This is a genomic window from Rhodococcus sp. 14-2470-1b (assembly GCF_002259415.1).
In the GTDB taxonomy this organism is placed as follows: Bacteria; Actinomycetota; Actinomycetes; order Mycobacteriales; family Mycobacteriaceae; genus Rhodococcoides.
On sequence record NZ_NPFY01000012.1, the window covers coordinates 77,745 to 102,172 of the forward strand.

The following is a 24,428-nucleotide window of genomic DNA, read 5'->3' on the forward strand; positions in this document are numbered from 1 at the left end:
GGAGCCCGCGGAATGAGCTCTGTATGGCCGCGAGTGGAGCCCGCGGAATGAGCTCGGTATGGCAGCCCGAAGCATTGGTTCTTTCCCTCTAGTATTGGTTGGGTGTCTGCTGGCGAACGTGCGAACAGGAGCCGCCGCAACCCGCGGCGGCGGAATTCGCGTGTCGAGACGGACAAACCGCGGCTTCGAACGGTTCGGGAAACGTCTGCCGGTGGGTTGGTGGTGGATGGGCTCGACGGCCCGCCTGCGCAGCGTTGCGCGGCGTTGATCGGCAGAACGGATCGTCGGGGCCGGTTGTTGTGGTCGCTGCCGAAGGGGCATATCGAGCAGGGTGAGACGGCGGAGCAGACGGCGATGCGTGAGGTCGCCGAGGAGACCGGTATCCAGGGTTCGGTGTTGGCGTCGCTGGGGAGTATCGATTACTGGTTCGTGACGGAGGGCCGTCGCGTCCACAAGACCGTGCACCATTATTTGCTGAGGTTTCTGGGTGGTGAACTCTCCGACGAGGACGTCGAGGTCACCGAAGTGGCGTGGGTTCCGCTGAGTGAACTGAACTCGCGGTTGGCGTACGCGGACGAGCGCAAGTTGGCGGCCATCGCCAGCCGCCTGATAGACGGCATGAGCGGCGAGACGAACGACCCCGAAACGCCCGTCGGCAAGCAGTGATGGCGCTACGTTCCAGGATCACTGCAGCGACGTCGGTGCTCGTTCTCGGTGCATCGCTGCTGCTGGGGACCGGTGTTGCTGCTGCGCAGGATCCAGCCGCGCAGGATCCAGCCGCGCAGGATCCAGCCGCGCAGGATCCATCAGGGGGTTCGCAGAGCGAGGACGGGACCGTCACGTATCAGTCGTCGGCGTCCGATCTTCCTCGGACGACGCGAGGTACTCAGTTTCTCGAGATGTCAATCGACGCGGTTGCTCCCGGGACGGTGACGACGACGAGCGAGCCGTTCGTGACGGTGCGCGCCACTGTCCGCAACACCGGGGACCGCCGGGTCGACGACATCAGCGTCCGTATGCAGAGCGCGGACGCCGTGGACTCGCCGGACGAGCTTCGGACGACACTGTCGTTGGATCAACAGGAGTACGCCGACGTCGGTGAATTCCAGGTTGTCGCGGACAGTCTCGAGCAGGGCGCCACCGCTCAGTTCACGGTGTCGATGCCGCTTCGCGGGACGCAGTCTCCGTCGTTGGGTATCGACCGCCCCGGCGTGTATCCGCTGCTCCTCAACGCCAACGGAACGCCGGAGTACGGCGGAACGGCGCGGCTCGACGACGCCCGCTTCCTGCTCCCGGTCACCGGGGTTCCACGTGATCCGACAGTGCCGGACCCGATGGCTCCCGACGCTGTCCCACTGCCGCCGAGCACCGCGGACCCGGTGGCGACGACGGTTCTGTGGCCGTTGGCGGACAAACCTCGCCTCGCGGCGGGCATTCCGGGTTCGATCGATGACAGGGTTCGGCTCGTCGACGACGATCTTGCGGCTGAGTTGGCGCCCGGGGGACGGCTCGATCAACTTCTGGAGGCAGTGGAGTCGGCGACCGCGTCGGACGTCGACCCCGGCGGCAAGCTCGCACAGAGCCTCTGTATCGCGGTGGATCCGGACCTGCTGGTCACCGTCTCCAACATGACGCGCGGATACCTCGTCGTCGCCGATCCCGCCGATCCTTCGGGACCGAGCAGGGAAGGCACCGGTCGCGACGCAGCGACGGCGTGGTTGTCGCGACTCGAGACCCTCACCGAATCGATGTGCGTGACAGCGCTGCCGTTCGCGCAGGTGGATCTGGACACGCTGGGCAACGTCGGCGACGCCTCGTTGGCGTCGACCGCCCTCGAGTCGCCGGCCGAGGTGGTCGACGCGATCCTCGGCGTGACGTCGGTACGCGGTGTGGTGTGGAGTTCGACGGGTCAACTCGGTGAGGCAGGCGCGGCGACGGTGCGGTCGATCGGCCAACGCACCGCTCTTGTCGCCGACAACAGCATCGCTCCCGGAGCCGCAGGGGCCGTGGCTCGCGTCGTGGGAGACACCACGGTCGCGGCCGAACTGAACGCGACCGTGTTCGACGGCCCGACGGCGACGGCCCTGGCCGGCGTCGGGACGGATCCGTCGACGCCGCGTTTCACGCCCGACGACCAGCGGTACGACCTGGCCGGGGATTCGCGGACCGCTCGCCTGCAGGATGCGCTCGGCGCGGTGACGTACCACGCGTTGACGCCGCCCGACGGCTCTCCGCGAGCTCTGACCATCGCTCCGCCTCAGTACTGGACGGCAGGCGGCGACGAACCCGATGCGATTCTCGGCACGGTGTCCTCGCTGCTCCGGACCGGTCTGGCGACGCCGCGCCCGTTCGCCGAGCTGGCCGAGGAGCAACCGACCGGGCTGCCCGTGGAGACCGTCACGACGAGTGTGAGCGATCGGGACCGGAACCTCGAGGATCGCATTCGTGCACAGAGCAAACGCATCGAGGCGCTGCGTGGATCCCTCGTCGAGGACCCTCAATCGGTGTTGACTCCGCGCCGGTTCACCGCACCGCTGCGCGAGGACCTGTTGCGTGCGATCGGGACTGCCGACCGGTCGGTGGACCCGATCGCCGCGTCGAACATGTCCCGGATCCGAATGGACACCTCGGAGGCCGGACTGAACGCCATCTTCGAAGCCGTGACGGTTCTGGCTCCCGGCGGCGTCTACACCCTGGCGTCCGAGCAGAGCCCGCTGCTGCTGGTCGCCCGTAACGATCTCCCGATCGGGGTCAACGTTCGGCTGAAGGTCGACGCTCCCCCCGAGATGACCGTCAGCGACGTCGGAGCAATGGCGCTACCGGCGCGCGGAAGTCGAACGATCACCGTGCCCGCCCAGGTCGACGACAGCAGAAACCTTGCCGTCGACTTCTCCTTGACCACTCTCGACGGCCAACAATTGGGCGAAGCGTCCACGGTGTCCGTACGGTCGAACGCGTACGGACAGGCGTTGGCGATCATCACCGCCTGCGCCGGGGTCCTTCTGTTGCTGCTCGCCGGCCGCAGATTGTGGCATCGGTTCAAGGGTCAGCCGGATCCTGCAGACGAAGGGTACGAACGACCATGACGGGTAGCGACTTCCCGTATTCGGGAAACTTGCCCTACAAGGGAACGCCGCCCGCCGGCGGCGGGCCTCGCGAGCGGCTGCCCGCATCCCAGGTTTTCCGACGCACCGAGCCGCCGAGGCCTGCGCCGTGGGAACGCGACGGACGGGCCGCGGCACCGCCTCGGGAGATGCGAAGCTACCCGGCACCGCCGTCCCCCGACGGTGGCCCTGCCCCGGACAATTCGGTCACCCAGCTGATCCCGCGATTCCGCGACGAGGACTATCCGCAGCCCCCGCCGCCGGAGACGGCCCCGCCGCAGATGGACGAGCCGAAACCGCAGAAGAGCCTGCTCGCCGCCACAGGTTCGATCGCCGTGGCGACGCTCGTCAGCCGCATCACCGGCTTCTTCAAGCAGATGATCATGCTGGCGATCCTCGGCGGAGCCATTGCGAGTTCGTTCACCGCCGCCACGATCCTGCCGAACATGATCTCGGAGTTGGTGCTCGGCGCAGTCCTCACCGCGATCGTCGTACCGGTCCTCGTCCGGGCCGAGATGGAGGATCCCGACCGGGGTGCGTCCTTCATCCGTCGACTCTTCACGTTGGCGTTCACGATGCTGTTCGTCGTATCGGTCGCCGCGACGATCAGCGCGCCGCTTCTCTCGCGCGTGCTGATCAAGGACGACGCCAAGGTCAGCAGTGAACTGACCACCGCGCTGTCCTATCTGGTTCTCCCCGCGATCCTCTTCTACGGACTGTCCGGCCTGCTGACGGCCGTGCTGAACACACGACAGAACTTCCGTCCCGGTGCATGGGCACCCGTGTGGAACAACCTGATCGTCCTCGGTGTCTTCTCCCTCTACTTCTTCGTCCCGGGCGAGATCACCCTGAACCCGGTCGAGATGAGCGATCCGCACATCCTCATCCTGGGTCTCGGCGTCACCGCCGGTGTCGTGACGCAGGTCGCGGCCCTGATCCCGGCGTTGCGGCGCGAGAAGATCGACCTACGACCACTGTGGGGGTTCGACGCCCGCCTCAAGGCCTTCGGTGGGATGGCCGCCGCTATCGTCCTCTACGTCGTCATCAGCCAGCTCGGGCTGGTGTTCGCGACGAACATCTCCTCCAGCGCCGACGAAGCAGGCCCGGCGATCTACTCGCAGGCCTGGATCCTGCTGCAACTGCCGTACGGCATCCTCGGTGTCACGGTGCTGACGGCCATCATGCCGAGATTGAGCCGCAACGCCGCAAACGGTGACACACCGGCCGTCGTCGACGACCTGTCCGTCGCGACCCGATTGACGCTGGTTGCCCTGGTACCGATCGTGGTGTTCCTGACCTTCACCGGCCCGTGGGTCGGCGAAGCACTGTTCGGTTTCGGCAACTTCAAGGACGAGGCACCGCGACTGGGCGAAGCGGTGAGCTGGTCGGCCTTCACCCTCATCCCGTACGCACTGGTCCTGATCCACCTCCGTGTGTTCTACGCCCGTGAACAGGCATGGACACCGACCTGGATCATCCTCGGCATCACCGGAATCAAGATCGCCCTGTCCGCGCTCGCCCCGGTCGTCGCCAGCTCGGACGAGCAGGTGGTGCTCTGGTTGGGTGTCGCCAACGGCATCGGATTCGTCGTCGGCGCCTGCATCGGCGGATTTCTGCTGCACCGCAGCCTCGGAAATCTCCGCATGGCGAACGTCGGCAAGACGGTCTGGATGGTTCTGATCGCGTCGGCCGCAGGCGGGACGGCGATGCTCGCCATCGACCGAATTACCGATCTCGGTGGCCTCACCGAACCGTTCGGCATGATCGGTGCCATCGTCCGAGTCGGCATCTGCGCCGTGCTGATGCTCGGCATCACCTTCGGGATCCTGTGGTTCGGACGCATCCCGGAAGTCCTGGCCGTCACCGTCGCCATCCGCAGAATCCTCGACCGCGTCCTGAAGAGGTCAGCGCCCGCTCCCGAACCCGTCGTCCCAGCACATCCCGATTCCATACCGGTCGTCAGTTCTGTTTCTGCATGGGACACTGCACCCGACCGACTCCCGTACCCTGGACGTCGGCGGACCGGGACGCCGTCCCCGTCGCGCCTGCCTGAACCTGGCGGGCGCATGGGGCTACCCGGGGCATACACGCGTGAAGGAGTGAGAGTGACCGACGACGAAGTGGCTGGGGGGCCGGCCGAGTCCGCGAAAAAGGGCGGCGACCGAGCACAAGGCGGCGTGGAGGTGGACGAGCGGCAGGCCGCATCGTCGGACTCCACCGAGCCGACCACAGCAGCGTCGTCCGACAGCACTGCCACAGCCAAGCTCCCGGTGGACAAGCCCGCCGGTGACAAGACTGCTTCCGACAAAGCTGTTTCCGACAAAGCTGCTTCCGACAAGACTGCTTCCGACAAGACTGCTTCCGACAAGACTGCCGGCGAGAAGACGTCTCTGATCAAGGGTGCGACCGCGGCCAAGTCGGCCGCGCCTGATGCCGCCGACCCTGCGACGTCCAAGACACCTGCTTCGAAGGCACCGCAGGCCGCGGCAGCCGATTCCGAGACAGCCTCCACGGCTCCCGACGCAGCCGAAAAATCCACGTCCGCAGCGGGCGCGCAATCGGCCGACAAGGCCCCAGCCCCAGCCAAGGACGCCCCGGCCAAGGACGCTCCAGCCAAGGGGACTCCGTCGGCCGAGGCGACGCCGGTGAAGGCCGGTGCCCCGACCGAGAACCCGCGTTCGCTCCGCGGTCCGAAGCTGATCCCCGGCGCTTCGGTTGCCGGTGGCCGGTATCGACTGCTGGCACCGCACGGCGGCGCACGTGGCCTCAAGTTCTGGCAGGCGCACGACGTCAAGCTGGACCGTGAGGTCGCGTTGACGTTCGTCGATTCGGAGCAGCAGTCGACCGACGTCTCCGTGGACCGCCCCGAGGGCCCGCAGGCCATCCTGTCCCGCACATTGCGCCTCGGCCGCATCAACTCTCCCGGCCTGGCACGCGTGCTCGACGTCGTGCGTGGAAGCTCCGGCGGAATCGTCGTCGCCGAGTGGACTCCGGGTCGCTCGCTCCGCGAGATGGCGGACACCGTTCCGTCGCCGACGGGTGCAGCACGGGCCATCAAGGCATTGGCGGCGGCGGCCGAGGCTGCGCACCGCAGCGGCGGCGCACTGTCGATCGACCATCCGGACCGCGTCCGTATCAGTACCAGCGGCAACGCCGTTCTGGCGTTCCCGGCAACGTTGGCCGACGCTGATCCAGGTTCGGACGTCCGTGGTCTCGGCGCGATGTTGTACGCGTTGATCACGGCGCGCTGGCCCCTCGTCGACGCCGCATCCGGCGGGCAGCCGCGATCGGTCGGCGGCATGAAGCCCGCAGACCGCGACTCGAACGGAAACGCCGTCGAGCCACGCCGAGTCCGTTCGGACGTGCCGTTCGAGATTTCCGCGGTGGCAGTGCGAGCACTCGAGCAGAACAGTGGCATCAGAACCGCAGCGACGGTTCAACACGTCCTCGACCAGGCAGCCGTCGTCAACGACAAGACCGATCTGATGCCCGCACTGAGGCTCGGACAGCGAGCACCCGGCGCATCGGGCCATTCGCTCGCGGATCCGGAGGAGATGGCGGCGCAGAAAGAGCGATCCCGCCGCACCAACATCGCCTTGGCGGTGCTGGGCGTTCTCACGGTGGTCGTGCTCGGATTCGCGGGGTACTGGCTGTTCACGTTCATCGCGGGCGGTAGCTCGGACGAGCCGCTGACATCTCAGGAAGCCCTCGGTCTGACCACCGAGGAGACAGCACCGCCCGCACCGGGTGCGCCCGCGCCTGCCGCCCCGGCGTCGAGCCCGGTGGCTATCGATTCGGTCGAGGTGTTCTCGCCGCAGGGCAGCGCGGACAACGCCGGCTCGGCATCCAACGCCATCGACGGGGACCAGTCGACCGTCTGGGCGACGGACTCCTACTTCCAGCCGTTCCCGTCGCTCAAGGACGGTGTGGGCTTGATTGCGACGCTCCCGTCGTCACAGGTTCTCACCAGCGCGTTCGTCAATTCTCCGTCACCGGGAACGGTCGTCGAGATCAGATCCGCACCCAGCGATTCGCCGAGTCTGAGCGACACCACCGTGATCGGTCAGGCAACACTGGGTAGCGGAGTGACCGATATTCCACTACAGGTCAGCGAGCCCACGAGCCACGTTCTGCTGTGGATCACCGGGTTGAGCTCGGACAGTGGCCGTAATCAGTCGTCGATCGCGGACTTCGGGTTCACGGCGCAATCCTGACCAACGGTCTGCGGGATCTCCTCTCACCTGCAGAATGCTTGAATTCGACAACGTTTCGTACTCCGCGGTCTCTATGGCTTAGGCTCTCCAACAATGCGGTAACACGGGGGGAGCCGTTTTCGTATGGGGAGTGCAGATCTAAGCGGCGTCGGGGATGTTCTGAGCGGGCGTTCCGACGTGGAGTTGTTGGCTGCGCACGTTGCAGGCGACGAGCGGGCGTTCACGACACTCGTGCATCGGCACCACGAGCATCTGTGGATGACGGCGCGGCGGACCAGTTACACCACCGAGGATGCCGCCGACGCCTTGCAGGAAGCGCTGCTGTCCGCGCACCGGACCGCAGCGTCGTTCCGAGCGGATGCTGCCGTACGTAGTTGGCTGCACAAGATCGTCGTCAACGCCTGCCTCGATCGAATCCGTCGCAACCGCTCGCGGCCGACCGTCCCGCTGCCCGAGGGAGACTCGGCCGAACTGCCGGACGTCCGCGACCAGATGTCCGCGGTCGAAACGTCGATCGAGGTGCACAACGCGCTGATGGAGTTGGCCCCGGAACAACGTGCGGCGGTCGTGGCGGTGGACATGGAGGGATACTCGGTGTCCGACGCAGCCCGGATACTCGGTGTTCCGACAGGAACCGTCAAGAGCCGGTGTGCCCGCGGACGATTGAAGCTCGCGGGGCTACTCGACTTTCTCCGCGAGGAGGGGAACCGATAACCAGGGCGGTGCGTCTTACAGTGTGTAGGACCGAATCATGCGTGGAAGGAGATCGGCATGACTTCATCCGACGCCGGTCTTCTGGAGCCTCCGTACTCGCCGGATCTCCTGGCCGATCTCCATGCAGGCGTTCTTCCGGATGCAGTGAGCGAGCAACTGTGGCCACTCGTCCGGCAGGACCCGGATGCGGTCCGAATTCTCGACGCACTCGACGCCGTCACCGAGCGGTTGGCCACCGCAGGCCGTGAACTCACCGCGGGCGAGCCGATGCCTCCCGAGGTCGCGGAACGTATCGATCGCGCACTCACGGCCGCACCCCCGGTACAGGCTCCGGCAGTCACCTCCTCGGCGCAGAACCGAGCGCCGATTCGGCTCGCATCACGCCGTCGCAGGTCACGGACCGTGCTGGCGGCCGGGATTGCAGCGTCGGTCGTGGTGGTGTCGGTAGTCGCGGCTGCAGTAGTGACGGCAACATCGGACAATTCGGGCGTCGTCGACGGCGGTTACGCGGATGATCTTCGAGCGGAGGCACCCACGTTGGTGCTGACCTCCGACGACCTGAACAACTCCCTCGCCTTCGACGTCATGGCGACGCGCGGGCGAAACGACGTCACCGATGCGGGCAATCTTCGCGAATGCCTGATCGCCAACGGCTTTCGCTCGAACAGTACGGTGCTCGGGTCTGCGCCCGTGGAACTCGACGGCAGGCGGGGAGTGATGCTGGTGATCGCTACCGCCTCGGCTGCCGACGGCATGGTCCTGTTGGCCGTCGGACCGGACTGCGGTGCGAACAATCCGGCCACGTTGGTTCGACGCGACATCGAGTGACTGGTCCGATACGAGCGGGAACAACACCCCTTACCCTGGTGTTGTCACACACGTCTGAAGTTCACTTGCTTCACGCGATTGCTACCCGAACATCTATCGGAAGGTCCGCATGACTACGCCCAAGGTTCACGACCTCATCATCGTCGGCTCGGGACCGGCCGGCTACACCGCTGGTGTCTACGCAGCCCGGGCCGAGCTCGAGCCGCTGCTGTTCGAGGGCACCCAGTTCGGTGGCGCATTGATGACCACCACCGAGGTGGAGAACTTTCCCGGTTTCCGGGAAGGAATCATGGGACCGGACCTCATGGAGCAGATGCGCGAGCAGGCCAAGCGCTTCGGTGCCGACATCCGCACCGAGGACGTCGAGGAACTCGACCTGACCGGCGAGATCAAGACCGTGTCCGCGAACGGCGAGACCTACCAGGCGCGTGCCGTCATCCTCGCGATGGGCGCAGCCGCCCGCTACCTGGGCATTCCCGGAGAAGAGAAGTTGCTGGGCCGCGGCGTCAGCGCCTGCGCCACCTGCGACGGCTTCTTCTTCCGCGACCAGGACATCGCCGTCATCGGCGGTGGGGACTCCGCGATGGAGGAAGCGACATTCCTCACTCGATTCGCGCGTAGTGTCACGATCGTCCATCGCCGCAGCGAATTCCGTGCGTCACGCATCATGCTCGAACGTGCGAAGAAGAACGACAAGATCCGCTTCCTCACCGACACCAAGGTCAACGAAGTTCTCGGTGATACATCCGTCACCGGCCTGGTCGTCGAAGACGCGCGCACCGGCGAGACCAGCACCCTCGACGTCACGGGATTGTTCGTCGCCATCGGCCACGATCCCCGCAGCGAACTCGTCAAGGGCCAGGTCGACCTGGACGACGAGGGCTACGTCAAGGTCGCCTCGCCGTCGTCGGCAACGTCGCTGCCCGGCGTTTTCGCCGCTGGAGATCTCGTCGACCACGTGTACCAGCAGGCCATCACCGCAGCCGGTACCGGATGCACCGCCTCGATCGATGCCGAGCGTTGGCTCGCGGAGCAGGGTGACATCACCAGCAATACGCTCGAGCACGCTGACCAGCCGGTCGACGCTGTTTCCGCCTGATCGACCCTGCCTCACCTAGTTGTCCCAACCCTCAGGAGCACACAGAATATGTCCGATGACAAGAAGACCGTCACCATCACCGATGCGTCGTTCGCCGACGACGTGCTGACCAGCGAAAAGCCGGTCCTCGTCGACTTCTGGGCGACTTGGTGCGGACCGTGCAAGATGGTCGCCCCGGTCCTCGAGGAGATCGCCGCCGAGCACTCCGACAAGCTCACCATCGCAAAGCTGGACATCGACGCCAACCCGCAGGCCGCGCGCGATTTCAAGGTGATGTCCATCCCGACACTCATTCTCTTCCAGGGTGGTAAGCCCGTGAAGCAGATCGTCGGCGCCAAGGGCAAGGCAGCACTGCTCAAGGACCTCGACGCCGTTCTGTAGCGAGCACGCGGTAGTGCCGCATCCAGGCCCGACTGCGACGGTCGCTCGTCAGGCTCCGTTCGGGCGTGGATTGCGGTCCGTCGGCTACTTTCTGCGACAATCGTCTGATGCGCCGACGCAGTGTCGGCACATCGACTGTTGTTCGTCGGCGTCGTAGCCACCGGTGGTCACCGTTCCTCCGGAATGCGATGCGGCCGACGATCAGCGTTCTTCAGCAGGAGGTCTTGGGGTATGCACCGACTCGGTCACGGCGACAGCGGTCCCGCCGTCGCAGAGGTACGGAGCACGCTGGTTTCTCTCGGATTCCTGCTGGATACCGCGTCGCCCACCACTGATGACGCGCTGCACTGGAGTGCACCCACCTCGGAGTTCGACTCGTCGCTCGATGGCGCCGTCCGTGCGTTCCAGCAACACCGCGGCCTGCTGGTCGACGGCATCGTGGGCCCCGCGACGTACCGCTCCCTCAAGGAAGCGTCCTACCGGCTCGGCGCTCGCACTCTCATCTACCAGTTGTCGGCGCCGCTGTACGGCGACGATGTCGCGACCCTCCAGACTCGTCTACAGGATCTGGGTTTCTACAGCGAACGTGTCGACGGATACTTCGGTCCCAAGACACACGAGGGTCTGTCCTCGTTCCAGCGTGAGATCGGCCTGTCTCCCGACGGCATCTGCGGGCCCGCCACACTGCGTTCCCTCGAGTTGCTGGGTGCACGCGTCACGGGTGGATCCCCACACGCCATCAGCGAAGAAGAGTTGGTACGGCAGTCCGGCCCACAGCTGACCGGCAAGCGTATCGTCATCGACCCCGATCTCGGCGGAGCGGATACCGGTCTGATCGTCGACGGCTTGTACGGCCGAATCTCCGAAGCCGAAATTCTGTGGGACGTGGCAAGCCGCCTCGAGGGCCGCATGGCGGCTACCGGTATGGAGACGTTCCTCTCGAGGGCGCGCGGCACCAATCCCAGTGTCGCCGAACGCGCCGAGACCTCCAACGCCTTCAATGCCGACCTGATGATTTCGCTTCGATGTGCGTCGAGTTCCAGCACCGCCGCCAACGGCGTCGCCAGCTTCCACTTCGGTAACTCGCACGGTTCCACCTCCCTCATCGGCCAGGTCCTCACCGGTTACATCCAACGCGAAATCGTGGCTCGCACACCACTTCTCGATTGCCGTAGCCACGGCCGCACATGGGATCTGTTGCGGCTCACCAACATGCCCACCGTTCAGGTGGATCTCGGCTACCTCACCAACTCGGCGGACGTAGCAGTCCTCGGTGATCCTCGCTCACGCGACATCATCGCCGAAGCAATCCTGATCGCGGTCAAGCGTCTCTACCTACTCGGACAGGACGATCAACCGACGGGCACCTTCACGTTCGCGGAACTCCTGGCCGAAGAACTGGCCGCAGCCGACAGGCGCTGACAAAACCAGCCGACAGGCGCTGACACCAGCCGACAAAGCCAGCCGACGGGCAGATGTCAGCGGGGTTTGTCAGCGGGGTTTGTCAGCGGACTCCGACGGGCGTCTTGTGCTCGATTTCCACCATCGTCAGGCTCGCTGCGATGAGGAGCTGCTCGAGCGCCGATTCGACGTCTTCCTTCCAACCGTGGTCACGGTCGAGCTCGAGGCGAAGGCGAGGGTAACGGTGATGAGGCGCAACAACTTCGAAACCCGTTTTTTCGAGGAAATCCGCGTCGATCATGCACATGGCCTCCGTGCACACCAACGACGCCGATGCTCTCGGCCCCTGCACCTCGTCGTCGTCGGTGCGTCGTAGGCCGAACGCCTCGAGTGCCCGCACGCCGCGGTTGACCAGATCTGCGACGACAGCTTGAATCAGCGCTGCCGAGTTTCCTTCGCTGTCGACGTCGGATTCGGTTCGGAGGGTTGTCAACAGTACGGCGTCGGCACTTACCGGCGACGTCGGAAATTTCGATGCCCGGGGAACGGCACTCGGAGGGGCGTACAGGGCACAGCCCGCTGTTGCACCGTCGAGTGTGAGCAATTGTCCACAGGATCCCCACTCGAGCATGATCATCGACAACCATGCTTCGTTCTCGAGCTCGAGATCTACGGCACCGTCATCTGCTTTGTCGGTAGCTGGATCGAGTACCCAGAAGCGGCACCGCCGTGTGTGGGTCGGTAGTCGATCGAAGGAGTCCAACGTGACTCCCGTGACGAGCGGCGACACTGCTTACCTCAGCTTCCAAGCCTAGAACCTTCGGCGTCCCGCACAGAACATCGGGCACGCTCGTCAAGAATATGCGATCGATCTGCCCGTCGCGCCTCATGTAGCGGGCGCCGAGCCGACCGACCTCGTCCGGTCACACCTGGAATCGAAGTGTCCGCTGTAAAGTTCTGCACTGCAGTACTTTTCACGTTCTCGACGTACATCCTCGTCCGATCTTCCAGCACTTACGTCACCGTGACGTAATGACCGTGTGTGTCTGTACCTGAATTTTCGCGGCTACTTCTTCTTCTGATTTTCCATCATCTCGACGATGCGCTGAAGATCGTCGACCGAGCCGAACTCGACCACAATCTTTCCTTTTTTCTTACCGAGGCTCACCGTAACTCGGGTGTCGAACGAATCGGAGAGACGATCCGCGACATCCTGGAGCCCCGGCATCTGAATCGGCTTCCGCCGCGGAGCAGGATTCGGACCCGAACTGTCCTCCCGATTTGCGAGAGTGACCGCTTCCTCCGTCGCTCGGACGGACATGCCTTCCGCGACGATCCGCGCCGCGAGAGCCTCCTGGGCGTCGGTCCCAGCGTCGAGTGAAAGCAATGCACGCGCATGGCCGGCAGACAGGACACCCGCTGCGACGCGACGTTGCACCGCGATCGGCAGCTTGAGAAGACGAATCATGTTGGTGACAACTGGCCGAGATCGGCCGATCTTGGCCGCCAATTCCTCGTGCGTGACGTCGAATTCTTCGAGGAGTTGCTGATACGCCGCGGCCTCCTCGAGCGGATTGAGTTGAACGCGGTGAATGTTCTCGAGCAGGGCGTCGCGCAACATCGCGTCATCTGCGGTCTCCCGAACGATCGCCGGGATGGACTCCAAGCCCGCTTCCTGGCTCGCGCGCCACCGACGCTCGCCCATCACGAGCTCGTACTTACCGCCTTCGAGCGTGCGTACGACGATCGGTTGCATCAACCCGAATTCACGGATCGAGTGGACCAGTTCAGCGAGCGCCTCGTCGTCGAACACGCTGCGGGGCTGCTTCGGGTTCGGCTGAATCAGCCCAGGAGGAATCTCGCGGTAGACCGCACCCGCGGGGGAGAGGTCCTCGTCGGAACTCCGCACCGGCGGTGTCGGCGTGGGCGCCGACGCCACCTCTTCGGCCGATCCTGCGGCGGCCGGCTTCGGTTTGGCACGCGTCGCCGAGTTGTCCTTACCGATCACGACGTCCGCTGCCGCGTTGCCGAGCCGAGGTCCTGCGTCCGGTCCGGTGGGAATCAGTGCGGCCAGTCCGCGACCCAAACCGCCTTTACGTGTCTGACTCATAGTTCCTAGTGCTCCTGCGTTCCGTCGGATGCTGCGCCTGCGGACCGCGCTGCCAGTTCTCTACCCGCGTCCAGATAGCTCATCGCACCGCGTGAGCCGGGGTCGTAATCCAAGACAGTCATCCCGTAGCCGGGCGCCTCCGAGACCTTGACACTGCGCGGAATCACGGCGCGGAGGACTGCGTCACCGAAGTGTTTCCGGACCTCTTCGGCAACCTGATCCGCAAGTTTCGTACGTCCGTCGTACATCGTCAGGATCACCGTGGACACATGCAGGGCGGGGTTCAGATGCGCCTGTACCAACTCGATGTTGCGTAGCAACTGACCCACACCCTCGAGGGCGTAGTACTCGCACTGGATCGGGATCAGTACTTCAGTCGCCGCAACCAACGCGTTGACGGTCAACAGACCCAGCGAGGGCGGGCAGTCGATCAACACGAAGTCCGCGTCGATGGAGTCGAGATCGGCCAGTGCGGTCTTCAGGCGTCCCTCACGAGCCACCATGGAGACCAGCTCGATCTCTGCACCGGCGAGGTCGATCGTCGCCGGAATGCAGTACAGGCGCTCGCTGTGGGGGCTTTGTTGGATGGCGTCTCGGGCGCTGACTTCACCGATCAGAACCTCATAGCTCGACGGCACCCCGGAGTGATGCTCGACGCCCAGAGCGGTGCTGGCGTTGCCCTGAGGGTCGAGATCCACTACCAGCACGGTCAGCCCTTGGATCGCGAGCGCAGCAGCTAGGTTGACCGCAGTTGTCGTCTTGCCGACGCCACCCTTCTGGTTGGCAATTGTCAACATCCGTCGCTTGTCCGGCTTTGGGAGTGTGACGCTGCCTGGGTGCAGTACCTGGCTGGCTCTGTGGGCCGCCGCACCGATGGGAGTGTCGTCGGGGGAGATGCTGCTGTAGGCGCCGAAACCAGATCCGTCCGTCGCTTTCGATCCTGCGCCGCCCCGGGAACTTCGGGACCTCGGCGCAGAGGATTCTGTTTCACGTGAAACGTTGTCTTCTGTTTCACGTGAAACAGTGGGATCGGATCCACCCGACATATGTGCTCCTTAATGCGGAACGGATTGAACTACGTGGATTGAGGGACTTGGCGCGAAGACAAGTGCGGTCTCACGAACGCGGAAAGCGGCGAGGGACTCGTTCGGCACGAACCACGATCGTCGGCGTGGGAACAATGTCCACGCCACACTTGACGACCTCCAGCTTGCCAGCACCCATACGACCAAGGGAAGAGCGATCGCGTTCGATTTCCTCTTCGGCGCTGCTTCCTTTGAGCGCAAGCATCCGCCCGCGTTCGTGGATCAGCGGGAGAGACCATTTGGCAAGCTTCTCGAGCGGGGCAACGGCACGCGAGGTGACGACGTCGGCTCCACCGGCTTCCTTCTTCACGCCCGGCTGCTCGGCGCGGCCCCGGACCACCAACACGTCCAGTCCGGCGCCCTCGATGAATTCAGCGAGATAGACGGTGCGTCGAAGCAGTGGCTCTACGAGTGTCACGTGGAGATCGGGGCGCGCAATCGCGAGGGGGATTCCGGGCAGCCCCGCTCCGCTTCCTATGTCCACCACCCGCTCGCCCTCGTCGATCAGTTCACCGACTACCGCGCAATTCAAGATGTGCCGCTCCCACAACCGAGGCACTTCGCGCGGACCGATCAACCCTCGCTCGACACCGAGCGTCGCCAACGACTCGTGATACTGCTTTGCCAGATCGAGCCGCGGTCCGAACACGCGCTCGGCGATGGCCAATACTCTGTCGTCATCAAGCGGCTCTGGTTGCACGTCCTCCATCCTCCCGTGTAGGGGGTCGCAACACCAAACCCTCGAGGCGTATTGGCTCGGAAATCACCCAATTTCTCGTCAGTAGTCGAGTTTCACGTGGAACAGATGGATCCGACCAGGTGCGACCACCGGTCTCGGCCGCTGCCAACTGACCCTCATGGCGGCGTGGTGCATCGGAGCCGAACTCGGGGATCCGACCGCCACCCCGTCTGGCGGGCATACGGTTACAGCAGGTCGGCGATCAGTCTTGGACGCCGCTTGACCGAGGCCGGCGTAAACCTAGTCCCGTCATGAATCAGTTACTGGTTCTGTCGGAGGTTCGCAGCGGTCGTATACGAAGACTGCGTGCGGGAGTTCGGCAGCATTCGAAACTCGTGGTGTATCCACGACGGTCCAGCACTGCGCATCGCATCTTCTTCCTTTGTGGGTTTCACGTGAAACAAGCCGATAGCGATTTGGTTCGATACCCAGCTGTGGTCACCTCCAACTCGGACGGCCGAGTGGACGCGACTCCATTGACCAGAAATCCGGTTACCGACTTCAGTCCGTCGCGTCACGTCTAAACGGTGCGGCCGACTGACCCGCCGATCGGGGTGCATGAGTGCCGCCAGGTTTCACGTGAAACAGGAGCCATCGCGCATGGGCATCCCTAACCCGGGACTACCGTTCGACGTGGTCGATCGCGTCAACCGGGGACACCATTCCGCTCGGTCAATCTGGGCTGCGATCCTGCCCTCTTCGCGGAACCGACGCGCAACGGTCAGCCCGCCCGCTCCGGACTCAATTCTGCCTCTGCACCGCACCGATCCCCGTGAATTCGGCGGAATCCAGCGACTGCGTCGTCTCGTCCCAACTGACCTCTCGTCATAGAACGGGCCCTTGCGAACGAACCTCGCCACGCGGACACCGGACTCACTCTCTGGATCGCACGTACTTCGAGATGTCCCTCCCGCCGACATTCGTTCGGTACATAGAGACCCTTCACTTCACATCTCACCGGGCGCACTCCATGCATCCCGCCGCCTCCGGGGTCGCCCACTCGAACGCCTACCGACACGTCTTCGATCACCCACGTCCGGGTTGTATCGCCGACCGGTCGTGCTGACCTATCGGACAGGGCGGTTCGCCGTCAATTCCCCTTCTCGCTTCACGAACTGTGGACCGCTGATCTGGGGCGGCCAGTTGTTGCATCATCAGGAGTCTGCCGTCGGTGGTCATCGACCCGGTGGCGGTGCGTCGAATTCAGCGATCTGGACCGCCACCGGACGATCATGATTGGGCAATGCTGGAGTGGTGCCTCTCGAACCATGATGATCCCGAGCGTTAGTTTGCCAATACCGCCCGCTTGTCACCCAGGTTTCACGTGAAACACGGCCAGGAGGCGGAGCCGGGTTCCGGATCTCCCTACGTACACCGCGTACAGCCGGGGGAGTGGAGGACGATCCGAAGCTAGAGCACATCTCCACGTCCACGCCAATCCGCGGACATCACCGATCCTGAACCGTCGCGAATCACCACACCGATCGGGTTTCACGTGAAACAGCCGCTTCGAACAACACCTTCCGATTCGTGATGTTGATACGTCGGCAACTGATCACTGCAAAATCGACGTCCTCTGTTCGGTGCCCGTGAACCGGCGTCGCTACACCCAGTACGCCAACCACCCTCACTAACCGAAATCCGAAATTGAACCTCGCTGTTGTTCCGACGGGGTAAGGCCGTCGATGACGTATCCGCTGCGTCGACCCGACCGACGCGCCTCCAAGTTTCACGTGAAACACAGCCCCCTCGGCCCATCGGATTCGGCGCCATGTCGACGGGCTGAGCTGTCCGACACGATGTCACCGGCAACTGTCACAGTGACGTTTCATGGGCACAGTGGACTGCATGGGAAACACCCGAAAATTTGGTCCGGTCCACGAATCACAACGGTGGAATTCGTCCTAGTCCTGATACACGAAAGCCCCCGGCTGATTGCCGGGGGCTTTCGGTTCGAACTGACATCTTCGTCGAGATTCTCGACTGGGCGGGATCCGTCTCTTTGCTACGCCTTCACGACAACTACTCGTCGGGACGGTTCGACGCCCGTACTTTCGCTGTCCACGCCATCGATCTTCGCGACGGCGTCGTGCACGATCTTCCGCTCGAAGGGAGTCATCGGCGTCAGTTCCTCGCGGTCGCCGCTCTCCAGGACACGACGTGCCGCTTCCACACCCAAGGTGCTCAGTTCGCTGCGTCGGTTGGCTCGCCATCCGGCGACATCGAGCATGAGCTTGCTGCGCTCACCGGTCGACTGCTGAACCGCCAGACGAGTCAGTTCCTGCAACGCGTCGAGAACCTCGCCCTTGCGTCCGACGAGTTTCGACAGATCGGAGCCACCGTCGATGCTCACAACCGCGCGATCGCCCTCGACATCCAGATCGATGTCACCGTCGAAGTCGAGAACGTCGAGCAACTGCTCGAGGTAGTCGCCGGCAATCTCGCCTTCTTCGACGAGGTAGTCCTCCGAATCCTCGTCGTCGAGATCGTCCTCGTCGACCTGTGCGGCGTCGACGTTCTCGGGTGCGGCAACTACAGCTTCTGTGTCCGACTGCTCGGTGTCGACTGCCACGACTTCACTCGCTCCATCCCCAGCGCTCACCGCGTTGTCCGTGTTCGATTCTTGATCTGTATCTGCAGACATCTCTTGATCCTCGGTATCCGCGCGTCAGCGACGCTTGCGCTTGGACTTGCTTCGGTTGGCCTGTGGTCGCGGCTTGGGCTTCGCGGCGCCGGAGGAACTTGCGTTCGACGTGCCACCACTGCCCGAACTGCCGGTCGAATCCGCGTCCCCGTCGTCGGCCTGAATGTCGGCCTGAACGTCGTTGGACGCCAACTTCGAGAGTTTCGGACGTGCACCGGGCTTCGGCTTGCTCACGGGCTTCACTCCGGGCTTCGGCGCGTTCTCGGATCGCTTCTCGAGTGCAACCTGCTTCTTCGCTGCTTCCTCTTTGTCGATCTTGCCGAACACGAGGTGCTGCTGACCGTACGTCCACGCGTTGTTACTCACCCAGTAGAGCAGGATGGCGATGGGCAGGAAGGCACCGAACGCCAGAACGCCGAGAGGGAAGACGTACAGCGCGAGCTTGTTCATGATGGCGGACTGTGGGTTGGCCGCAGCAGCCTCGCTCTGACGAGCCACCGACGCACGCGAGTTCAGGTGCGTCGCGACGGCCGCGATGATCATGAGCGGCACGGACACTGCGACGATCGTCCACACTGCCGGGATGCCGAGGCCGAGATCGGGGTTGGCATAGGCGTCGAGCTGATCCTGCGGCATCGTGATGAATGCGGAGATCGGAGCGCCGAACAGACGGGCGTCCAGGAACGAGTTGACGTCATCGACGTTGAACGCATAGTTCGGAAGCGATCGGGTCTCTTGCGCACTGAGGCCGAGCTGACCGAATCCGGTGCCTGTTCGGTTGAACGAACGAAGCACATGGAACAGACCGATGAACACAGGCGCCTGAGCAAGGACCGGGAGGCAACCCATGATCGGGTTGAAGCCGTGCTCCTTCTGCAGCTTCTGCATTTCGACGGCCATGCGCTGCTTGTCTTTGCCGTACTTCTTCTGCAGTGCCTTGATCTGCGGCTGCAGCTCCTGCATCTGCCGAGTCGTACGCACCTGTTTGACGAAGGGCTTGTACAGAATCAAGCGAAGCGTGAACACCAGGAACACCACGGACAGCGCCCAGGCGAAGCCGTTGTCGTCGCCGAGAACGGCGCCGAACACCTTGTGCCATACCCAGAGAATCCAGGAGACCGGATAGTAGATGAAATCGAGCACGGGTCTATGTACTCCTCTGTTCGTCCACTCCTACGAACGAGTGGATGTCTTCGGTCGAAGTCTGTGTTGCATCGCTGCAGGTTCGGTGTCGCCACGAACCGCGCTCGGGCACCGGATCCCAACCTCCAGAGTGCCAGGGGGCGCATTTGAGCAAGCGAGCGATAGCGAGGATCGAGCCTTTGATTGCACCGTGGGTCTTCAACGCATCGACGGCGTACTCACTGCAGGTGGGGATGAATCTGCAGGTAGGCAGCCGAAGCGGAGACACATAATTGCGGTACAGCTGGATCGAGAAGACAAGTGTTCGTACCGGGAGCGAACGAACTAGTTGGAGAAGGCTCATTTACGATGCATCTTTCGACGCAGTGGGGCCGGATGCATCCAGGTAGCCCATCTTCTTCAATCCGGACCGGACCTGACGATGCAGTTCTTTCGACGTCAGTACCGAAGCTCCTGGTAGAGCTCTGATCACCACGTCGGTGTTGGACGGCACATCCACCACGAGCTGGGAGCAGATATGCCGAAGCCGGCGTGCAACTCGATGACGAGTTACCGCCGGCCCGACTGCCTTGCTCACGATCAGTCCGAATCTGGGAGAGCCGACAGAGAAGACCGAACGTGCGTCGTCGCGCGCGAACGCGTGAACAACCACGTCTTGTCTTCCCATTCGACGGCCTCGACGCACGGCACGCGAGAAATCCGCGCTGCGGTGCAGTCTGTTCGGCTCAGGTAACACCCCGAGCTCCGTAACTCAGACGAACAATGATTTAGGCGGTGAGTTCCTTGCGGCCCTTGCCGCGACGCGCAGAAACGATTGCACGACCTGCACGCGTGCGCATACGAAGACGGAAGCCGTGAACGCGCGCGCGGCGTCGGTTGTTCGGCTGGAACGTCCGCTTGCCCTTGGCCACGGTCAACACTCCTCGAAAATTTTCAGCGCCCACTCCAGGCGCCTACTGGCGGTAGTACCGAGTTCGGTCGAACTCGAATTACATCCCACAGCGAGAAGGCCGACCACCGAACTGTAAACACCCAGCAAGCATCGGTCACCTCGCTTTGGGTGACTGTTCGAGAGTACTGATGGAGAAGGGACGGGTCAAACTCGCCCAGCCGGGAGTGGAGCCTGCAGGAATGATTCAAGCACCGGGAGTGGAGCCTGCAGGAATGACGAAAGCAATCTTCTCCCAGAAGACTACATCGGTGTAATTCATCCACAAGGGTGGGGACAGAGGTGTGTGAATAACCGCTCGAACGAGTACCGGTGACGCTCTCGACATGTTTCTTCCGTAGCTCGAGAATTTCGGCGAGCGCAACACTGCAGGTCAGATCGCATGAGTGGTCGTTCTCAGCCGGATTTCGACGTTCGTGGGTAACACCGGTGTCGTTCATCCACACCTGTGGATAATTGTGTGGAAACAGCCCGCAGGTGGCATATTCGTACCGGGCGCGCGCAATGTCCGTCTTCGAACTCGCCGGCATCCGTTCGCCGTCGGTGACGCTAGTCGACGACGAAGCGCCGCATGACCGCTTCGGCGATCTTCGTTTCGCTGAAATCTGCACAGTTCGGTTTGGTCTAGTAGGAGGCGCCGTGAGCGACGATCCGGGTGCGCTGGCGCGCGTCTGGCCAGAGGTTGTCACGGAGTTGACGTCCGACAGGCACAGTGGTCAACCGTTGACCAAAGGTCAGAAGGCATGGCTCGCGCTGGTCGAGCCGCTGACTCTGACCCAGGGGTTTGCACTGTTGGCGGTGCCGTCGTCCTTCGCTCAGGAGGCCATCGAACGCGACCTACGCGAGCCGATCCTGCACGCACTCGGCCGTCACCTCGGCCAGGGCGTCGAAGGCCTGGGCGTCAGAATCTCCGCTCCCGAGGAGGAGAAGGCCGAGCCCGAACGGACCGGATATCCGGAGACGCCGAGCTCTCCGACGTACCGGCGCCGTTTCCTCACCAGCTCCGACGACGAGCCGTCGGACTCGGAGACCGCGGACTACGAGGAAGTGGACGACGAGCGAGAGGCACTCGCGAGTGTGCAGAACTCGTGGCCTACCTACTTCACCAAGCCCCCGGAGACAACCACCACCACCCCGGGCGCGGGAAGTCTCAACGCGAAGTACACCTTCGACACCTTCGTCATCGGCGCGTCCAATCGATTCGCTCACGCGGCCGCCGTCGCGATCGCCGAAGCTCCCGCCCGCGCCTACAACCCCCTGTTCGTGTGGGGTGCGTCGGGGCTGGGCAAGACTCACCTGCTGCATGCCGCCGGGCACTACGCGCAGCGACTCTTCCCCGGCATGCGCGTGAAGTACGTCTCCACCGAGGAATTCACGAACGACTTCATCAACTCGCTTCGTGACGACCGCAAAGTCGCGTTCAAGCGTCGCTACCGCGAAACCGACGTGCTACTGGTCGACGACATTCAGTTCATCGAGGGCAAGGAAGGTATCCAGGAAGAGTTCTTCCACACCTTCAACACCCTGCACAACGCGAACAAGCAGATCGTCGTGTCCTCCGATCGGCCACCGAAACAATTGGCCACCCTCGAGGAGCGCCTGCGTACGCGGTTCGAGTGGGGTCTGATCACCGACGTTCAGCCGCCCGAGCTCGAGACTCGGATCGCGATTCTCAGCAAGAAGGCGAGAATGGATCGCCTGGACGTTCCCCACGACGTTCTCGAGTTGATCGCCAGTCGAATCGAGCGCAACATTCGTGAGCTGGAGGGTGCGCTGATTCGCGTCACCGCCTTCGCCTCTCTGAACGGGCAGGCACTGGACCTGACGTTGGCCGAGGTCGTGCTCCGGGATCTGATGCCGGATTCGACGAGCCTCGAGATCAACGCGGCGACGATCATGGCGGTCACGGCCGAGTACTTCAACACCACCATCGACGACCTGTGTGGCCCCGGAAAGGCTCGCGCCTTGGCCATGGCCAGGCAGATAGCCATGTATCTCTGCCGCGAACTGACGGACCTGTCGTTGCCCAAGATCGGTCAGACGTTCGGCCGCGACCACACGACCGTCATGTATGCCGACAAGAAGATCCGCAAGGAAATGACGGAGCGTCGCAAGGTGTACGACCAGGTCCAGGAGCTCACCGCTCGGATCAAGCAGCGCTCGAAGCGATAGCGACGGCGCTCGTACAGCACGCGAGGAACGATCACGGCGCGAGACCCCGGAGACACGGGGCTCGCGCCGTTTCGCGTTTCGCTCGAGGAATGTCGTGTGCTCCAGGTCATGTTTCGGCCTCCGAAAACAACCCAGGAGTCGGTACCGAGGAGTTTTTTTCGTACTTTGCTCCATTGATTCACACCTGTGGATAACCATGTGGATAGTGGAGTACTTCTGGGGATGAATTGTGAGGGCCTGTGCACCGCCGAATTTCGTCCACAGGCGGTCCCGAGTTGGCCACCGATTGGTTCAGAGTTCATCCCCACGACACCACGCTTGACGACCAGCACCGCATGGTGTGTGTGCACAGATTCCACAGGACCTATTAATAAGAAGATTTTCTCTTCGAAGGAATCTCTTCTAAAACAGGTGTTGGGGACCGATCCGTTCACAGGGTCGCCCCCGCGGCTGCGTCCGGTGGTTCCGTCGTGATCTTCGGCTTTCAAGTTGGTCACGAAGGGCATACGGTGTTCATCACCGCGGCCTGTGTCAGACTCTTTGACGCACCGGTAAACGAGCTCACCCGATGCTCGACGAAGACCCCTTCGAGACGATCCGCTGCCGAACGAGAGGAAAAACCGAGCGATGGAGCTTGGAAGTCTGAAGTTTCGCGTTGCTCGCGAAGATTTTTCCGATTCCGTTGCCTGGGTTGCCCGTAGCCTGCCGTCCAGGCCGCCGGTACCAGTACTCGGTGGTGTGCTGCTCGCGGCGGACGATCAAGGTCTGACCGTCTCCGGGTTCGACTACGAAGTCTCGGCTCAGGTCCGCGTGTCAGCGGAGGTGGCAACGTCCGGTCGTGTCCTGGTGTCCGGCAAGTTGCTCGCCGACATCACCAAGTCACTTCCCAACAAGCCTGTCGACGTCAGCGTCGACGGCACCCGGGTGCTCATCAACTGCGGAAGCGCGAAGTTCTCGCTCCCGACGATGCCCGTCGAGGACTACCCCCAGTTGCCCGAACTGCCCACGCAGACGGGTTCGATCGCGGTGGACGTGTTCTCCGAGGCAATCGCGCAGGTGGCCGTCGCCGCAGGCAAGGACGACACGTTGCCGATGCTCACCGGTATCCGCGTCGAAATCCATGGCACGACGGTCGTCCTCGCGGCGACCGACCGGTTCCGGCTCGCCGTCCGCGAGCTCGAGTGGTTGCCCGTCGGAGGTGAGACCAAGACCGAGGTCCTGATCCCGGCTCGTACGTTGTCTGAATCGGCAAAGACGTTGACCGGCAACGCAAGTTCGCCGGTGGAGCTCGCTCTGGGGTCCGGATCGTCGATCGGCGCCGACGGTCTTCTCGGCATCATCAGCGGAGGTCGTCGAACGACGACGCGCCTCCTCGATGCGGACTTCCCGAAGTTCCGTCAGTTGTTGCCACCCGAGCACACGGCGGTTGCTGTCGTGGAGATCGCACCGCTCGTCGAAGCGATCAAGCGTGTGGCGCTCGTTGCCGAGCGTGGTGCGCAGGTTCGCCTCGAGTTCTCCTCCGAAGGCGTCCTCCTGTCGGCTGGTGGTGACGATGCCGGTCGGGCCGAGGAAGCACTGCTCGCCGACTTCCAGGGTGAGCCTCTGACCATCGCGTTCAATCCCGGCTACCTGATCGACGGGTTGTCGTCGCTGCACAGCGAGAAGGTCACATTCGGATTCACGACTCCCAGTAGGCCTGCGGTTCTCCGGCCGACGACGGATGATGAACTGGTACCGGATTCTTCGGGCAAGTTCGCGGCACCGCAGAGCGCTTACACCTATCTGTTGATGCCGGTGCGTCTTCCCGGCTGATCGGGTACCACCCGTGAGGACGTCGGTGGACGT

Annotated in this window: 18 protein-coding genes and 2 pseudogenes; 10 read left to right on the forward strand and 10 right to left on the reverse strand. The window is 63.5% G+C overall.

What is annotated here, in order from left to right; genetic code table 11:
* Positions 1-102 precede the first annotated feature (102 nt).
* From CH293_RS10350 to murJ, 3 genes and pseudogenes are all read left to right on the forward strand, one after another.
* The gene (locus tag CH293_RS10350) at positions 103-666 is read left to right on the forward strand and encodes an NUDIX hydrolase (protein ID WP_037109932.1); all 564 of its coding nucleotides are present in this window, start codon (positions 103-105) and stop codon (positions 664-666) included.
* The gene (locus CH293_RS10355) at positions 666-3,086 is read left to right on the forward strand and encodes a DUF6049 family protein (RefSeq protein WP_094720134.1); all 2,421 of its coding nucleotides are present in this window, start codon (positions 666-668) and stop codon (positions 3,084-3,086) included. Before CH293_RS10350 ends, CH293_RS10355 begins: the two co-directional genes overlap by 1 nt.
* A 401-nt stretch (positions 3,087-3,487) precedes the next feature.
* Positions 3,488-4,807, forward strand: a pseudogene (murJ, locus tag CH293_RS28770) (murein biosynthesis integral membrane protein MurJ); the annotation flags it as partial.
* A 623-nt stretch (positions 4,808-5,430) separates the two neighbouring features.
* Here the strand turns inward: murJ and CH293_RS28775 are convergent.
* Positions 5,431-6,522, reverse strand: a pseudogene (locus tag CH293_RS28775) (hypothetical protein); the annotation flags it as partial.
* A 919-nt stretch (positions 6,523-7,441) separates the two neighbouring features.
* On the opposite strand from CH293_RS28775, the gene sigM reads away from it, so the two are divergent.
* From sigM to CH293_RS10385, 5 genes are all read left to right on the forward strand, one after another.
* Positions 7,442-8,032 (forward strand): RNA polymerase sigma factor SigM, encoded by a 591-nt coding sequence (gene sigM, locus CH293_RS10365; RefSeq protein ID WP_051104895.1) that lies wholly within the window; start codon positions 7,442-7,444, stop codon positions 8,030-8,032.
* A gap of 57 nt (positions 8,033-8,089) precedes the next feature.
* Entirely contained in the window at positions 8,090-8,860 is a 771-nt protein-coding gene (locus CH293_RS10370) for a hypothetical protein (protein WP_094720135.1), read from the forward strand.
* Between the two features lie 109 nt (positions 8,861-8,969).
* A complete protein-coding gene (gene trxB / locus CH293_RS10375; protein WP_037109938.1) occupies positions 8,970-9,959 on the forward strand; it encodes a thioredoxin-disulfide reductase in 990 nt (329 codons plus the stop codon).
* 48 nt (positions 9,960-10,007) lie between these two features.
* Positions 10,008-10,340 (forward strand): thioredoxin, encoded by a 333-nt coding sequence (trxA, locus tag CH293_RS10380; RefSeq protein WP_037109940.1) that lies wholly within the window; start codon positions 10,008-10,010, stop codon positions 10,338-10,340.
* 231 nt (positions 10,341-10,571) lie between these two features.
* Positions 10,572-11,762 (forward strand): N-acetylmuramoyl-L-alanine amidase, encoded by a 1,191-nt coding sequence (locus CH293_RS10385; protein ID WP_037109942.1) that lies wholly within the window; start codon positions 10,572-10,574, stop codon positions 11,760-11,762.
* Between the two features lie 82 nt (positions 11,763-11,844).
* Here CH293_RS10385 and CH293_RS10390 read toward each other — a convergent pair whose 3' ends face one another.
* The 9 genes from CH293_RS10390 to rpmH all read right to left on the reverse strand — a co-directional run bounded on the left by CH293_RS10390 (position 11,845) and on the right by rpmH (position 20,373).
* On the reverse strand, positions 11,845-12,531 hold the full coding sequence (locus CH293_RS10390; RefSeq protein ID WP_094720136.1) for a hypothetical protein: 687 nt from the start codon (positions 12,529-12,531) through the stop codon (positions 11,845-11,847).
* Between the two features lie 276 nt (positions 12,532-12,807).
* Positions 12,808-13,851, reverse strand: coding sequence for a ParB/RepB/Spo0J family partition protein (locus tag CH293_RS10395; RefSeq protein ID WP_094720137.1), 1,044 nt, complete (start codon positions 13,849-13,851; stop codon positions 12,808-12,810).
* A gap of 5 nt (positions 13,852-13,856) precedes the next feature.
* Positions 13,857-14,897 (reverse strand): ParA family protein, encoded by a 1,041-nt coding sequence (locus CH293_RS10400; RefSeq protein WP_037109949.1) that lies wholly within the window; start codon positions 14,895-14,897, stop codon positions 13,857-13,859.
* A gap of 70 nt (positions 14,898-14,967) precedes the next feature.
* Positions 14,968-15,645, reverse strand: coding sequence for a 16S rRNA (guanine(527)-N(7))-methyltransferase RsmG (gene rsmG / locus CH293_RS10405; protein WP_094720138.1), 678 nt, complete (start codon positions 15,643-15,645; stop codon positions 14,968-14,970).
* A 2,035-nt stretch (positions 15,646-17,680) separates the two neighbouring features.
* A complete protein-coding gene (locus CH293_RS10410; RefSeq protein WP_094720139.1) occupies positions 17,681-18,319 on the reverse strand; it encodes a protein jag in 639 nt (212 codons plus the stop codon).
* 24 nt (positions 18,320-18,343) lie between these two features.
* Entirely contained in the window at positions 18,344-19,462 is a 1,119-nt protein-coding gene (gene yidC / locus CH293_RS10415) for a membrane protein insertase YidC (RefSeq protein WP_037109962.1), read from the reverse strand.
* A 4-nt stretch (positions 19,463-19,466) separates the two neighbouring features.
* Positions 19,467-19,805 carry a membrane protein insertion efficiency factor YidD gene (gene yidD / locus CH293_RS10420; RefSeq protein WP_094720140.1) on the reverse strand — a complete coding sequence of 113 codons (339 nt, stop codon included), beginning with the start codon at positions 19,803-19,805 and terminating at the stop codon, positions 19,467-19,469.
* Entirely contained in the window at positions 19,806-20,198 is a 393-nt protein-coding gene (gene rnpA, locus CH293_RS10425; protein WP_080732964.1) for a ribonuclease P protein component, read from the reverse strand.
* A 31-nt stretch (positions 20,199-20,229) separates the two neighbouring features.
* Positions 20,230-20,373 (reverse strand): 50S ribosomal protein L34, encoded by a 144-nt coding sequence (gene rpmH / locus CH293_RS10430; protein WP_026347786.1) that lies wholly within the window; start codon positions 20,371-20,373, stop codon positions 20,230-20,232.
* Between the two features lie 677 nt (positions 20,374-21,050).
* Between rpmH and dnaA the strand changes: the two genes are divergently transcribed.
* Positions 21,051-22,583, forward strand: a complete 1,533-nt coding sequence (gene dnaA / locus CH293_RS10435) for a chromosomal replication initiator protein DnaA (protein ID WP_037110128.1) — start codon at positions 21,051-21,053, stop codon at positions 22,581-22,583.
* Positions 22,584-23,210: 627 nt separating this feature from the next.
* Positions 23,211-24,395: a DNA polymerase III subunit beta gene (gene dnaN, locus CH293_RS10440; RefSeq protein ID WP_026347784.1), complete on the forward strand. Its 1,185-nt coding sequence runs from the start codon at positions 23,211-23,213 to the stop codon at positions 24,393-24,395.
* Positions 24,396-24,428: the final 33 nt, after the last annotated feature.